13 protein-coding genes are annotated in these 14,331 nt (G+C 70.3%); 3 read left to right on the top strand and 10 right to left on the bottom strand.

From position 1 onward, the window contains the following. Positions 1-2: 2 nt before the first annotated feature. The 4 genes from ACFVAE_RS00900 to ACFVAE_RS00885 are packed head-to-tail and all read right to left on the bottom strand — an operon-like array spanning position 3 to position 4,881. Positions 3-1,472, bottom strand: a complete 1,470-nt coding sequence (locus ACFVAE_RS00900; RefSeq protein ID WP_378887037.1) for an ATP-binding cassette domain-containing protein — start codon at positions 1,470-1,472, stop codon at positions 3-5. Beyond that, the gene (locus ACFVAE_RS00895) at positions 1,469-2,278 is read right to left on the bottom strand and encodes an ABC transporter permease (RefSeq protein WP_378887036.1); all 810 of its coding nucleotides are present in this window, start codon (positions 2,276-2,278) and stop codon (positions 1,469-1,471) included. The genes ACFVAE_RS00900 and ACFVAE_RS00895 overlap by 4 nt, the downstream gene beginning before the upstream one ends. Continuing rightward, on the bottom strand, positions 2,275-3,243 hold the full coding sequence (locus ACFVAE_RS00890) for an ABC transporter permease (RefSeq protein ID WP_378887035.1): 969 nt from the start codon (positions 3,241-3,243) through the stop codon (positions 2,275-2,277). Before ACFVAE_RS00890 ends, ACFVAE_RS00895 begins: the two co-directional genes overlap by 4 nt. Before the next feature lie 15 nt (positions 3,244-3,258). Further along, entirely contained in the window at positions 3,259-4,881 is a 1,623-nt protein-coding gene (locus tag ACFVAE_RS00885) for an ABC transporter substrate-binding protein (RefSeq protein WP_378887034.1), read from the bottom strand. A gap of 163 nt (positions 4,882-5,044) precedes the next feature. Between ACFVAE_RS00885 and valS the strand changes: the two genes are divergently transcribed. Continuing rightward, on the top strand, positions 5,045-7,636 hold the full coding sequence (gene valS, locus ACFVAE_RS00880; protein WP_378887033.1) for a valine--tRNA ligase: 2,592 nt from the start codon (positions 5,045-5,047) through the stop codon (positions 7,634-7,636). After that, the gene (locus ACFVAE_RS00875) at positions 7,636-7,851 is read left to right on the top strand and encodes a hypothetical protein (RefSeq protein WP_378887032.1); all 216 of its coding nucleotides are present in this window, start codon (positions 7,636-7,638) and stop codon (positions 7,849-7,851) included. Before valS ends, ACFVAE_RS00875 begins: the two co-directional genes overlap by 1 nt. 60 nt (positions 7,852-7,911) lie before the next feature. Here the strand turns inward: ACFVAE_RS00875 and ACFVAE_RS00870 are convergent, their stop codons facing one another. The 6 genes from ACFVAE_RS00870 to tdh all read right to left on the bottom strand — a co-directional run bounded on the left by ACFVAE_RS00870 (position 7,912) and on the right by tdh (position 13,288). Continuing rightward, positions 7,912-8,130, bottom strand: coding sequence for a hypothetical protein (locus ACFVAE_RS00870; protein WP_378887031.1), 219 nt, complete (start codon positions 8,128-8,130; stop codon positions 7,912-7,914). Further along, positions 8,127-8,756: a helix-turn-helix domain-containing protein gene (locus ACFVAE_RS00865; protein ID WP_378887030.1), complete on the bottom strand. Its 630-nt coding sequence runs from the start codon at positions 8,754-8,756 to the stop codon at positions 8,127-8,129. The genes ACFVAE_RS00870 and ACFVAE_RS00865 overlap by 4 nt, the downstream gene beginning before the upstream one ends. Positions 8,757-8,822: 66 nt before the next feature. Further along, positions 8,823-9,734 carry a DMT family transporter gene (locus ACFVAE_RS00860; RefSeq protein ID WP_378887029.1) on the bottom strand — a complete coding sequence of 304 codons (912 nt, stop codon included), beginning with the start codon at positions 9,732-9,734 and terminating at the stop codon, positions 8,823-8,825. Between the two features lie 75 nt (positions 9,735-9,809). Next, entirely contained in the window at positions 9,810-10,991 is a 1,182-nt protein-coding gene (locus ACFVAE_RS00855; protein ID WP_378887028.1) for a hypothetical protein, read from the bottom strand. Between the two features lie 48 nt (positions 10,992-11,039). Beyond that, on the bottom strand, positions 11,040-12,224 hold the full coding sequence (locus ACFVAE_RS00850; protein WP_378887027.1) for a glycine C-acetyltransferase: 1,185 nt from the start codon (positions 12,222-12,224) through the stop codon (positions 11,040-11,042). Positions 12,225-12,244: 20 nt separating this feature from the next. Beyond that, on the bottom strand, positions 12,245-13,288 hold the full coding sequence (tdh, locus tag ACFVAE_RS00845) for an L-threonine 3-dehydrogenase (RefSeq protein ID WP_378887026.1): 1,044 nt from the start codon (positions 13,286-13,288) through the stop codon (positions 12,245-12,247). An 87-nt stretch (positions 13,289-13,375) separates the two neighbouring features. On the opposite strand from tdh, the gene ACFVAE_RS00840 reads away from it, so the two are divergent. Then, positions 13,376-14,284: a LysR family transcriptional regulator gene (locus ACFVAE_RS00840; protein WP_378887025.1), complete on the top strand. Its 909-nt coding sequence runs from the start codon at positions 13,376-13,378 to the stop codon at positions 14,282-14,284. The last annotated feature ends 47 nt before the right edge of the window (positions 14,285-14,331 follow it).

The following is a 14,331-nucleotide window of genomic DNA, read 5'->3' as shown; positions in this document are numbered from 1 at the left end:
GCTCAGCGCGCCGCCAGCAGCTCCCGGGTGAACGGATGCTGCGGGGCGTGGAACACCTCGGTCACCGATCCCTGCTCGACGATCGCGCCGTCCTGCATGACCAGCACCTCGTCGCAGATCGCTCCGACCACGCCGAGGTCGTGCGAGACGAAGACCACCGTCAGTCCGTGCTCGCGCTGCACCCGCCGCAGCAGCGCGAGCACGCGCTCCCGGATCGTCGGGTCGAGCGCCGACACCGGTTCGTCGAGTACGAGCACCTGCGGGTCACCGGCGAGTGCCCTCGCGATGGCTGCGCGCTGGCGCTGCCCGCCGGAGAGCTCCCGCGGCCGCCGCGCCCCCAGTTCCTCGGCGAGGCCCACCTCGGCGAGAAGTTCCGCGATCCGGGCCCGGCGTCGCGAGCGCGGCGTCCCCGCGGCCTCCAGCGCCTCACCGAGAGAACGGGCGATGGTCCAGCGCGGATCGAACGCCCCGAGGGGGTCCTGATGCACGAGCCGCACCCGCTGCGGCGTCGCCCAGTCCAGCGTCCCGGCATCCTGCTTCGTGACGCCGACGATCATGCGCGCGAGCGTCGTCTTGCCGGAGCCGGACTCGCCGACGATGCCGAGGGTCCGCCCCGTCCGCAGCACGAAGGATGCGTCCCGCACCGCGGGGCGGTCGAAGCTCTTCGAGACGCCTGACGCGCGAAGCAGCACCGTTCCGGGGGCAGCGGCATCCGCGCGCACCACGTGCCGGGATGCCGCGACGAGGTCCTTGGTGTACGGCTCCTGCGGCTGCTCCATGACCTGCGCCGTCGTGCCCTGCTCGACGATCCGCCCTTCGCGCATCACGATCACCCGGTCGGCGACACGACGCACGGCGGCGAAGTCATGGCTGATGAACACGACCGCCGTGCCCGCATCGGCGATCCGCCGCAGCAGTGCGAGGACGCGCGCCTGCACCGTCGCATCCAGCGCGGTCGTCGCCTCGTCGGCGACCAGCACGGCGGGACCCGTCGAGAGCGCCGAAGCGATCAGCGCCCGCTGCCGCAGACCGCCGGAGAGCTCGTGCGGGTACTGCCGGGATCGGCGCGCGGGCTCCGGCACCGAGACCTCCCGAAGCAGCTCGAGCACCTGCTCCTCCTCGGCGGGCATCCCGTGGATCTGCAGGGGTTCGGCCACCTCGGCTCCGATCCGCCGCAGCGGATCCAGTGCGGCGAGCGCGTCCTGCGAGACCAGGGCGATGCGCCGGCCCCGCAGCGACCGCCATCCGTGCTCGCTCAGCGCCGTGGCATCCGTGCCGTCGATCACCAGCTCTGACGCCGACACCTGTCCGGGAGCCAGGCCGAGCAGCGCCCGTGCAGTCAGCGACTTGCCCGCCCCCGATTCGCCGACGATCGCGAGGCACTCCCCCTGCTCGACGGCGAACGACACGTCGTCCACGGCGATCCGCGCGCCGAACGCGACCCGCAGTCCGCGCACCTCGACCGTGCTCACGACCGCACCCCGTCCGCCCGCGCGCGCATCGCGCGCCCGATCACCGTCGCGCTGATCACCGTGAGCGTGATCGCGAGTCCGGGGAACACCGAGATCCACCAGGCACGGCCCAGCACATTGCGCCCGCCCGAGAGCATGAGCCCCCACTCCGGCTGCGGCTCGATCGGCCCGAGACCGAGGAAGCTGAGGCCTGCGGCGGCGAGGATGCTCGATCCGATGCCGATCGTCGCGAGTACGCTCAGCGACCCGAGCACGCCCGGCAGCACGTGTCGCAGGAACGCGCGCGCAGACCCGACGCCGAGGATGCGGGCCGCCTCGACGTGCTCCGCACCGCGCAGCGTCCGCGTCTGCGTGCGTGCCAGCCGGATGTACACCGGCACGGCGGCGATCGTCACCGCGATCGCGACGTTCACCGGCCCGGGGCCCAGCACCGCCACCACGATGAGCGCGATGAGGAACTCGGGGAACGCCAGCAGGATGTCGGTGAGCCGCATCGCGACCGTGTCCACCGGCCGCGGGGCCACACCCGACAGTGCGCCGACCGCGAGACCGACGACGAGGGCGAGCGTGGTCGCGAGCAGGCCGATGCCGGCCGAGCGCGCAGCTCCGTACACGACCCGGGAATACACGTCGCGGCCGGACTGATCGGTGCCGAACAGATGCTCCGGCCCCGGGGGCACCAGCGCGGAGCGCACATCGGTCTGCAGCGGGTCGTGCGTGGCGATCAGCCCCGGCAGGAACGCCGCGAGCGCGACCAGCACCAGGAAGGCGACGGCGATCCACATCCCCAGCGTCCGGCCCTTCATCGCCGTTCCCCGATCTCGGGTACCGCGATCGCGGCGGGACCCTCCCGCAGCCGCGGATCGATCAGCGGCTGCAGCAGCTCGACGACCACGTTCACGATCACGAACACCAGGGCGCTGAGCATGATCACGCCGGCGACCACGGGCACGTCCCGGTCGACGATCGCGGCGAGCGTCACCCTGCCCAGCCCGGGGCGGGCGAACACCGTCTCGACGAGCACCGCGCCGCCCAGCAGGGATCCGACCAGGTAGGCGGCCAGGGTCATGGTGCTGGATGCGGCGTGACGCAGCGAGTGGTGCAGCGTGAGCCGCGCGGGTCCCGCGCCGCGCGCCCGCACGGTCTCGGCGAACGGCTGCCGCTCGGCGTGGTCCATGCCGTCGCGCAGCACCTGACCGATCAGCGCCGCGATCGGCAGCGCGAGGGTCACGGCGGGCAGCACGATCGTCGCGGGGCTGCGCGTGCCCGCCACCGGGAACCAGCCCAGCCCGAACGCGAACACCCCGAGCAGCACCAGCCCGATCCAGAACACCGGTGAGGACAGCACGATCAGCTCGGCCGTCACGACGATCCCCCTGACCACCCCGCGGCGTGCGAACAGCGCGATGGCGAAGGCCAGCACCAGCGCGATCAGCAGCGCGACCGCGGTGAGCTGGACGGTCGGCCCGAGCTGCCGGCCGATCACCTCGGCCACCGGCAGCCGCAGCTGGTACGAGGTGCCGAGGTCACCGCGCAGCAGCCCGCCCAGGTACGAGAAGTACTGCTCGAGGGGCGGGCGGTCCAGGCCGAGTTCGGTGCGGATGCCCGCCTTGACCTCTTCGCTCACCTGGGCCTGCGGCCCGAGCATCACCGACACCGCATCGCCCGGGATGATCCGGAACGCGACGAACGCCAGCGTCGCGGCGCCCCACAGGACGACGAGGACGGATGCCGCGAGCCCGGCGATCCTGGTCAGCGCGCGACGGGTCACGTCAGTGAGCGTACGTCAGCCTGCGAGGCTCACGCCGTAGAACAGCGGGCGGCCGTAGAGGTCGTAGGCGAGCCCCTTCACGTCCTTGTTCTGCGCGGTGATCGCGGAGTTCACGTACAGCGGCACGATCGCGACGTGCTCCGCGTTCCACTCCTGCACGTCCTGGTAGATGCCGTTGCGCTCGGCCTGGTCCGACGAGGCGAGCCCGTCGGCCAGCAGCTTGTCGACCGCGGGATCACTCACCTGCGACGCGTTCTGGAAGCCGTCGGTGCCCAGGTGGCTGCGCAGCAGGTCGGCGTCGACGCCGGAGAAGTCCCAATCGGTGATGTCGTAGGTCTTCGGACCGTACTGCTCGTTGTAGGCGGCAGGCTCGAGCGCCTCACGCGTGATCTCGAAGCCGACCTTCTTCAGGTCGGACTGCACGGCGTTCGCCAGGGCGGCCTTGTCATCCGAGATCGGCGTCCACGCGATCCAGCGGGCGGAGAGGCGCTTGCCGTCCTTCATCCGGATGCCGTCCTTGTCGCGCCCGGTCCAGCCGGCCTCGTCCAGCAGGGCGTTCGCCTTGTCGGCGTCGAAGGGCCAGCTGCCTTCGAGGCTCTTGTCGTAGCCGGGGGTGGTCGGACCGAGGATGCTCCACGCCCGCGGGAACTCACCGAAGAAGATCTGCTTCACCGCGGCATCCACGTCGATCGCGCGCTCGAACGCCTGGCGCACCTTCTGATCGGCGAACACGCCGTACCTCTCGTTCAGGAACAGCGAGTACGGCAGGCCCGGATACTCCTTGGCGTCGACGGTCACGTCGCCGCCGAGGTCGCCGACGACGTTCGGCGGCAGCTGGCTCGCGACATCCGCTTCACCGGAGGACACCACACCGGCGCGCACGGATGCCTCGGGCAGGATGTCGACGCGCAGCGTCTTGATCGCTGGCTTCTTCGCGCCGTCCGGGCCCCACGCGTAGTCGTCGTTGCGGGTGTAGACGATCTCCTGGTCGGCCGTGTACTCGCTGAGCACGAACGGCCCGGTGCCGACGTTCACGTCTGGACCGCCCGCAGCGAGCTTGTCAGCGGAGCTCTTCAGCACCTTCGGCGACCAGAAGCCCAGCTGCGCGGTGCTCGCGGCCTGCAGGAACGGCGCGTAGGGCTGGGTGAAGCTGACCTCGACGGTGTGGGCGTCGACCACCTTCGTGCCGGCGTACAGCTCACCGCCGAGCATGCTCGCGGCCTGCGCCGACTTCGTGGCCGGGTCGACGATGCGGTCGAAGTTCGCCTTCACGGCATCCGCGTCGAACGGCGTGCCGTCGGTGAAGGTGACGTCGTCGCGCAGCTCGAACGTGTAGGTCTTCCCGTCATCGGACACGGCCCACTTCTTCGCCAGCCACGGCGAGAACGAGCCGTCGGCCTCCTGGAACACCAGCGAGTCGAGCACCTGGCGCTGCACCATGGCAGTGACGTCGAGCTGGCTCACCTGCGGGTCCATCTTTCCGGCCGACAGGTTCGCGCCCTCGATCGCCCAGACCAGTTCGGCGTCGGACGCCCCGGCGTCGCCGCCGGACGGCGCGGAGCACGCGCTCAGCACCAGAGCGGATGCCGCGGCGAGGGCGGCGAGCGGAAGAAGACGGCGCGCGGGGCGAGAAGGCATGCGTGACCTCGGAAGAGTGCGGAGACGGGACGTTCCAGCTTACCCGGTATTGATGGACGGGGTCGAAGAACCCGACATCCGGTGCCCACCGATAGACTGGCCCGACAACCCACACTCAGGCACGCTCACACAGTGCCGCATACATCGCTCAAGGAGACCCTCTATGTCCGAGCACGCCGCGTCCGCGATTCCCGACAAGCCCGCCCTCGAAGGTCTCGAAGCGAAGTGGGGTGAGACCTGGGCCGCGAACGGCACCTATCTGTTCGACCGCGTCCGTGCCGCCGAGGCGGGTCGCGCCGGGGTCTACTCGATCGACACTCCCCCGCCCACAGCGTCGGGAAGCCTGCACATCGGCCACGTGTTCTCGTACACGCACACCGACATCAAGGCGCGGTTCGAGCGGATGCACGGCAAGAAGGTCTTCTACCCGATGGGCTGGGACGACAACGGCCTGCCTACCGAGCGCCGAGTGCAGAACTACTACGGAGTGCGCTGCGACCCGTCGCTGCCCTACGACCCCGACTTCACGCCCCCGTTCGAGGGCGGCGACAACAAGTCGTCCCGCGCCGCAGACCAGCACCCGATCAGCCGTCGCAACTTCATCGAGCTCTGCGAGCGCCTGACCGAGGAGGACGAGAAGCACTTCGAGGCGCTGTTCCGCCAGCTCGGTCTGAGCGTCGACTGGACCCAGACCTACCGCACCATCTCGTCGGAGACGATTCGGCAGAGCCAGCTCGCGTTCCTGCGCGGACTGGAGCGCGGCGAGGCCTACCAGTCGCTCGCGCCGACCCTGTGGGACATCGACTTCCGCTCCGCGATCGCGCAGGCCGAGCTCGAGGACCGCGAGCAGCAGGCCTCATACCACCGCATCGCGTTCCACAAGACCGACGGCTCCGGCGACATCGAGATCCAGACCACCCGCCCCGAGCTGCTCGCGGCCTGCGTGGGCCTCGTGGCGCACCCCGATGATGAGCGCTACCAGCCGTACTTCGGCAAGACCGTGCGCACACCGCTGTTCGACGTCGAGGTGCCGGTGCTCGCGCACCACCTCGCCCAGCCCGACAAGGGCTCCGGCATCGCGATGATCTGCACCTTCGGCGATGTGACCGACATCGTCTGGTGGCGCGAGCTCGACCTGCCGGTGCGCACCATCCTCGGCATGGACGGCCGCGTGCTGCCCGACGCCCCCGAGGCCATCGTCTCGGATGCCGGCAGGGCCGCCTACGCCGAGCTGGCGGGCAAGACCGTGTTCAGCGCCCGCAAGCAGATGGTGGAGCTGCTCCAGGGCACCGGGGAGCTGCTCGAGGTGGGCAAGCCCTTCAACCACGCCGTGAAGTTCTTCGAGAAGGGCGACCGCCCGCTCGAGATCGTCTCGACCCGGCAGTGGTACCTGCGCAACGGCGCCCGCGACGAGGCGCTGCGCGAGCAGCTCATCGCCAACGGACGCGAACTGGCGTGGCACCCGGACTTCATGCGCGTGCGCTACGAGAACTGGGTCGGCGGCCTGACCGGCGACTGGCTGATCTCGCGGCAGCGCTTCTTCGGCGTGCCGATCCCGGTCTGGTACGCCCTCGACGCGAACGGCGAGCGCGACTACGACCGCGTGCTGACCCCGTCGCTGGACAGCCTGCCGATCGACCCGACCACCGATCTGCCCGCGGGCTACACCGAGGAGCAGCGCGGCGTTCCGGGCGGATTCGACGCCGAGAAGGACATCTTCGACACCTGGGCGACCTCCTCGCTCACCCCGCAGCTGGCCGGCGGCTGGCAGCGCGACGAGGAGCTCTGGAACCTCGTGGCGCCGTTCGATCTGCGCCCGCAGGGTCAGGACATCATCCGCACCTGGCTGTTCTCCACCATGCTGCGCTCGACCCTCGAGGACCAGCGCTCGCCGTGGGCCAATGCGGCGATCTCGGGCTTCATCGTCGACCCCGACCGCAAGAAGATGTCGAAGTCGAAGGGCAACGTGGTCACCCCGGCCGACATCCTCGACAAGCACGGCTCCGACGCGGTGCGGTACTGGTCGGCCTCGAGCCGCCTGGGCATGGATGCCGCGTTCGACCCGCAGAACCCGACGCAGGTGAAGATCGGCCGCCGCCTGGCGATCAAGATCCTCAACGCGGCGAAGTTCGTGCTGTCGTTCCCGGTTCCCGAAGGCGCGCAGATCACGCACGCGCTGGATGCCTCGATGCTGACGGCGCTCGACCAGGTGGTGCAGGGCGCCACGGCGGCATACGAGAACTACGACCAGGCGAAGGCGCTCGAGATCACCGAGGCGTTCTTCTGGACGTTCTGCGACGACTACCTCGAGCTGGTGAAGGAGCGCGCCTACGACCAGACGAACGTCGGTCAGGCATCCGCCGCCCTCGCGCTGCGTCTGGCGCTGTCGACGCTGCTGCGTCTGCTGGCCCCGATCGTGTCCTTCGCGACCGAGGAGGCGTGGTCGTGGTTCGAGGAGGGCTCGATCCACACCGCCGCCTGGCCGGAGCCGCTGGGCACCGACGGTGACGCCTCGGTGCTCGCCACCGCGAGCGAGGCGCTGATCGGCATCCGTCGCGCGAAGACCGAGGCGAAGGCCTCGCAGAAGACGCCGGTCGCCTCGGCGACGATCGCGGCTCCCGCGGCGAAGGTCGCGGCGCTCGAGGCGGCAGCCGACGACCTGCGCGCGGTGGGCCGCATCGCCGAACTCTCCTTCACCGAGGCGGACGAGCTCGCCGTCACGGCGATCGAGCTGGCACCGGCCGAGGAGGCGTGATGCAGCTCGGCACGCGCTGGGCTGCGGGCGCCGAGCCGCCGGCATCCGTCCCTGCCGTCCTGCGACCCGGGATCGCGGAGGTCGAGGCCAAGGGACTGAGCGGACACTGGACGCTCACCTGGCTCGAGGGCCGGCCGATCGCCGAGCTGGATGCCGGGTGGGAGGTCCTGGTCACGGCGTCCGGCGATCTGGTCGCCCGTCCGTTCCAGGACTGACTCCATCACAGGAGAGGGCCCCTGTCGCGTTCGCGACAGGGGCCCTCCTCGTCCCAGTCCTCAGCGGCGGTTCACGCCCTGCATCGCCAGCGCATAGTCCACGGCGCGCGGGTCGCGCTTGCGGGACTGCTGCTCGCGCAGCAGGTCGAGCGCGAGTTCGCGGCGCTCGATGCGGCGCTCGCGGCGGTGGGCGACGTAGGCGGTGAGGCCGTCGGCGACCCGCAGCAGGGTGCGCTCGGTGGCAGTGGGAGTGGCGATGTGCAGCGTTGCGGCGGTCATGATTCCTCCTCGATGGTCAGGTGACGATCCGGCCCGTCCGCCAGATCGAAGATCTCTGTTCGCATGGACACCCGGCGGGTGCCCGGCTTGCCCTCCTGGTCGCGGAAGCGCTCCACCGCTCCGTCCAGCACGGCCTTCAGCTGGTCACGCACCTCGGCCATCTGCTCGGGCGTCATGTCCAGGCGCGAGGTGAGCACGAGTCCGAGGTCGCGCCATTCCTCCGGCTGATCGGCGGTGGACCGGTTCAGGTAGTCGAGAAGGGAGTCGTTGCGCAGCCGGAAGAACTCCGACATGACGACCTGCGACGCGGCCCGTGCCGCCGGCGTCGAGGTCTCGTCCGGTCCCGGCACGTTCACGCTGCCACGGTGCAGCTCCCACCACCGCTCCCGGCCGGTGCCCCGCCCGACCACCTCGTGGATGAGGTCGTGGCTCGCGAGCGCACGCAGATGGTAGCTCGTCGCGCCGGAGGTCTCGCCGATCAGCGCCGCCAGCGTGCTGGCCGTCTGCGGGCCGCGCTCGCCGAGCAGGTTGTAGATGCGCACCCGCAGCGGGTGCGCGAGCGCCTTCAGCGCTCCGGCATCCAGCGTGCGATCCTCGGTCGGGATGCTCTGCGGTTCTGTGCTCATGCATGCAAAGATACCTATGCAAAGCCTTCTTTGCAAGTGTTTCTTTGCACGACTTCTTCGGGATTCTCAGTCCGGCGCCGCGATCGCGCCCTCCGGCGCGGAATCACGCGGAGCGCGCACCGGCACCCGCATGCCGTACACGATGCCGGCGGCGATCAGCGCCGCACCCAGCGCCTCCGCAACGCCGACCGGCGCGATGGCGAGGAGCACCGTGGTCGCGAGTGCACCGACCGGCACCAGGCCGGCGAACAGTCCGGCCCGATCAGGCCCCAGCCTGCTCAGGGCGCTGTACCAGAGCAGGAACGCGACGGCGGTGACGACCACCCCGAGATAGACGAATGCGGCGGTCTCCACACCGGTCGGAGCACGTAGAGCAGTCGCCTCGCCCGTCAGCCATCCGGCGAGCAGCAGCAGGGGCACGGCGGTCGTCGCGGCATACGCCGACACCCTGGTCGCACCGAGCCGCGGCAACAGCGGAACGGCCAGCAGTGAGAACAGCACCTCGCACAGCATCGCACCGAGGGCGAGCACGAGCCCGAGCGGGTCCCCACTCCCCCAGCCCGCGGCGACGGCGGTGCCCGCGGCCACGACGATCGCTGCGATCACCACCCGGCGGCTCGGCGCGCGCCGCTGCATCAGCGGGCCGGCGAGGGCGAGAACGATCGGCACCGCGCCGACGACCGAACCGATCAGCGCCGGGCTGGCATGCCTGGTCGCCTCGATGAGGAAGAGGTTGAACCCGACCAGCCCCGTCGCGGCGAGAGCGACGAGCAGCAGGACGTCGCGCGGCGAGAGGCGGATGCGGGGCGCACGCTGCGCAGCGATGACGACCAGCAGGATCGCCGCAGCGATCGCGAAGCGCATCGCCTGGCCGAACAGGATCGGGAAATCGGCGATCAGCGCCGCGACGGCCGCCGACGTGCCCACGAGGAGCATCGCCGCGGCTGCGCTGAGGATGGACACCACCGGTCGCGTCATGATCACCGTTCCGTCCCCGCCGCCCCGACCTCCGATGATAGGGGTGACAGCCGCCGGCGCCCGGAGTGTGACGGCTCATCCCTCCCAGGACAGCCGGAACTCCCAGGATCCGCGGCGGAACACACGAACGCCGTCCGGTGCCGGCTCGCGCACCTCGGAGATCGGGATCGCCTCGAAGCGCGGCCCTCCGATCCCCTCCTGCCACGTGCGCACCCGATCCGCCATCCGTTCGGCGAGCGCCGGGCCGTCAGAGCCGAAGGACCGCACGAAGACATCGACGCCGTCGCCCGCCAGGCGATGGTCGATCACCGCGATACCGTCATCCGCGAGCCAGACCGGGGTCCGCATCCAGGACGCCCCCGGAAACGCGTCGGTCTTGCTCCGCGATGCGCTGCGGATCGATCCGGCGCGTTCCGAACCGCACAGAATCCGCAGGAAGAGCGGAAGGTACATCGATCCCAGGACGCGGTGGGTCACGATGCCAGTCGACTCGTTCTCTCGAGACAGCACCGAAGCGAGCCATCCGGCCTCCGCCGCCCGATCGGGAGCGAGAACGACGTCGCCGCTCTGGATCTCCTCCGGCTCGTCGCCCTCGGCTCCCGCGCCCCGCGCTCCGACGAAGCCACCGGGGAACGGCGTCCGGCTGACCAGCCGGGAACCGTCGTGCTCGAGAGACCACCCGCATCCGACGCCGCACACGCTCATCGGCGCAGCGACTCTGGCTCCGGACGGCAGCACGGCAGGCAGCCATTCGGGGAACGTCCACGTGTCGACCGTGAACTCGACCAGATCGAACGACGCCTCACTGATCGCCGTTCCCGGCGCCCACGCATCGACCCGATCCACCCGCACCGGCACGGGAGTGGGATGCTGCGCCAATGACGCACGAGCACGCTCGACCACCCGCTCATCGATGTCGACGGTCCACACCGAGCCGCCCGGGGCGACCATCTCGGCGAGCAGGGCGGCGTTCGTGCCGCCGGAGCCGATCTCGAGCACGTCCTCGCCCGGCCGCGGAGCGGCGACCTCCAGCATCGTCGCCTGCATCGACGGAGCCGACACCGTGCTGACCTTGATCCCGTCGTCCTCCGCGACCGTGTGAGTGCGATCCGCGTACACCTGGTCCAGTGGCGCATCGGGGATGAACGCCGAGCGTCTCACGCGTTCGAACGCACCCCGCACCCGATCCGATCGGATGCTCCCCTGCTTGGTCAGCTGGTCGATCAGTCCTCGTCGCGCGGTGAGTTCGGCATCCATGCCCCGATACTGCCCCCGGCATCCGACATCCGCCGCCGGCCGCGCCGGTCAGGCCGTGGCAACCGCATCCCGTGCGGCGACGAACGCCGCCACGCACCGCTCGACCTGCTCGGGAGTGTGCGCGGCGGAGAGCTGCACGCGGATGCGCGCCTTCTCGCGCGGCACCACCGGGAAGCTGAACGCCGTCACGTACACGCCCTGGCGCTGCATCTCGGCAGCGATCCGCGCGGTCAGCGCGGCGTCGCCGAACATCACCGGCACGATGGGGTGCTCGCCGGGCAGCAGGTCGAAGCCCTCCTCGGTCATGCGACGACGGAACAGCTCGGCGTTCTCGCGCAGCTGCGCGCGCAGCGCCGCTGATCCCTCCACCAGATCGAGGGCGGTCAGGGTGCCCGCCACGATCGACGGCGCGAGCGTGTTCGAGAACAGGTACGGGCGCGAGCGCTGACGCAGCAGGGCGACGATGTCGCGGTGCGCTGCGACGTATCCGCCGGACGCTCCGCCGAGCGCCTTGCCGAACGTGCCGGTGTAGATGTCGACGCGGTCCGAGACGCCGCACAGTTCGGGAGTGCCCCGTCCGTTCTCGCCGATGAAGCCGACCGCATGCGAGTCGTCCACGAACACCAGCGCGTCGTACTTCTCGGCCAGGTCGCAGATCTCGGGGAGCTTGGCGATGTAGCCGTCCATCGAGAACACGCCGTCGGTCACGATCACGCGGAAGCGCGCGTCAGCGGCATCCTTCAGCTGCTGCTCGAGATCTGCCATGTCGCTGTTGCGGTACCGCAGGCGGCGGGCCTTCGACAACCGGATCCCGTCGATGATCGACGCGTGGTTCAGCTCGTCCGAGATGATGGCGTCCTCGGCCGAGAACAGCGTCTCGAAGACGCCGCCGTTCGCGTCGAAGCAGGACGAGAACAGGATCGCGTCGTCGGTGCCGAGGAACGCGGCCAGGCGGCGCTCCAGCTCGAGGTGCTGCTCCTGCGTGCCGCAGATGAACCGCACGCTGGCCAGCCCGTAGCCCCACTCGTCCAGCGCACCCTTCGCCGCAGCGAGGATGCGTGGGTCATCGGCGAGACCGAGGTAGTTGTTCGCGCAGAAGTTCAGCACCTCCGCGCCGTCGGCGACGATCTGCGCGCTCTGCGGACCGCGGATGCCGCGCTCGTGCTTGGTGAGCCCTGCCTGCTCGATGCCGTCGAGCTCTGCCGCGAGGTGCTGCTGGAAGTTCCCGTACATGTGCGTCTCTCTCCTGCGGCTCAGAGCCGCGTCCAGTCCAGGATGATCTTGCCGGTGCCGGCGGAGGCCGCGGCCGCGAAGCCCTTCTCCCAGTCGGATGCCGGGATGACGTCGGCGATGATCCGGCCGATGGCCTCGCGCAGCGCCGGGCTGGTCTGCAGCATGGCACCCATCGCGTTCCAGGTCTCGAACATCTCGCGCCCGTAGATGCCCTTGATCGTGAGCATGTGGGTGACGATCTTGCCCCAGTCCACGCCGAACGGGGCGCTGGGCAGACCCAGCATGGCGATGCGGCCGCCATGGTTCATGTTCTCGATCATCGTCGGCAGAGCGGACGGTGCGCCGCTCATCTCGAAGCCGACGTCGAAGCCCTCACGCATGCCGAGCGCCTTCTGCGCATCGCGGACGTCCGCCTTCGACACGTCGACCACCTGATCCGCGCCCATCAGCGCCGCCAGCTCGAGGCGAGGTGCGCTGATGTCGGTGGCGGTGATGAACCGGGCACCGGCATGCCGGGCCACCGCGATGGCCATCAGGCCGATCGGTCCGCATCCCGTGACCAGCACATCCTCCCCGATGACGGGGAACGCGAGGGCGGTGTGCACGGCGTTGCCGAGCGGGTCGAAGATCGCCCCGACCTCGGGCTCGATGTCGGAGTGGTGCACCCAGACGTTGGTCGCGGGCAGAGAGAGGTACTCGGCGAAGGCGCCGTCGCGGTGCAGGCCGAGGCCGATGGTGCGGATGCACATCTGACGGCGCCCTGCACGGCAGTTGCGGCACATGCCGCAGACGATGTGCCCCTCGCCGGAGACGCGGTCGCCGACCTTGATGTCGTGCGCCAGCGGGCCGACCTCGACGACCTCGCCGTAGAACTCATGCCCGGGGATCAGCGGGGTGCGCACCTCGGAGTCGGCCCAGTCGTCCCAGCGCTCGATGTGCAGGTCGGTGCCGCAGATGCCGGTGCGGAGCACCCGGATGACGACCTCGTCGGGTCCGGCGACAGGATCGGGACGATCCACGAGTGCGAGCCCGGCGTGCGGGCCGTCCTTGAACAGAGCCTTCATACCTCGATCCCACTCCCCCTGACCATGAAGATCAATGGGCACTTCCTGGACTGATCTTTCAGATTACCTTCATGGTTGGATGGAGACATGCATCTTCAGCAGCTGCAGGTCCTTCGCGAGCTCGGCGCGCTCGGCAGCGTCACCGCAGTCGCCGAGGCACTGCACGTCTCACCGTCCGCCGTGTCGCAGCAGCTTGCCGCGCTGCAGCGCGGCATCGCCACCCCGCTCACCCGCAAACAGGGCAGGACCCTCGCGCTCACGCCGGCCGGCGAGGTGCTCGCCGAGGCCGGTGCCACCGCACTGGACGCGATGGCGGCGGCCCGCACGGCCGTCGACCGCTTCGAGGCTGCCCCGTCCGGCGTGGTCACCGTGAGCGGCTTCCTCAGCGCCGCGCAGGCGCTGTTCGGCCCGCTCGTGCGCGAGCTCGGCACGGGTGACGACGCACCCACCATCCGGTTCACCGACGAGGATGTGGCGCAGAGCGAGTTCCCCGCGCTCACCGCGAGATACGACCTCGTGCTCGCGCACCGCATGGAGCACAGCGACCCCTGGCCGCGCAGCGGCATCCGCTCCGTGCCCCTCGCGACCGAACCGCTCGACGTCGCGCTCGCCGCGTCGCATCCGCTCGCCGACCGTGCGACGCTCACGCCGGAGCAGGTCGTCGGCGAGCGCTGGGTCACCAGCCGCACCGGGTACTCCCCCGACGACGTGCTGCGCACCATCTCGGCTGTCACCAACAGACCGGTCGAGATCGTGCACCGCATCAACGACTACGGCGTCGTGGCCGCGGTGGTCGCCGCGGGCGGTGTCGTCGGTATGCTTCCGCGGTACACCTCACTGGCGGCGGGCGTCACCGGCGTGGTCCGCAAGCCCCTTCGCGGGGTGAGCACGAACCGCATGATCGACGTGCTGGCGCGTCCGGAGAATCTGCGCCGCCGCTCGGTGCGGCGGGTCGCCGATGCGTTGGAGCGGGTGATGTCCGCGTTGACGAGCTGAGGACGGGCCGGGACGGAGAGGATTCCGTCCCGGCCCGCCGATCAGTG

The organism is Microbacterium sp. NPDC057659, assembly GCF_042799915.1.
GTDB lineage: Bacteria > Actinomycetota > Actinomycetes > Actinomycetales > Microbacteriaceae > Microbacterium.
Note: the sequence above shows the minus strand (reverse complement) of the source record. Positions and strands in the feature narration are given on the sequence as shown.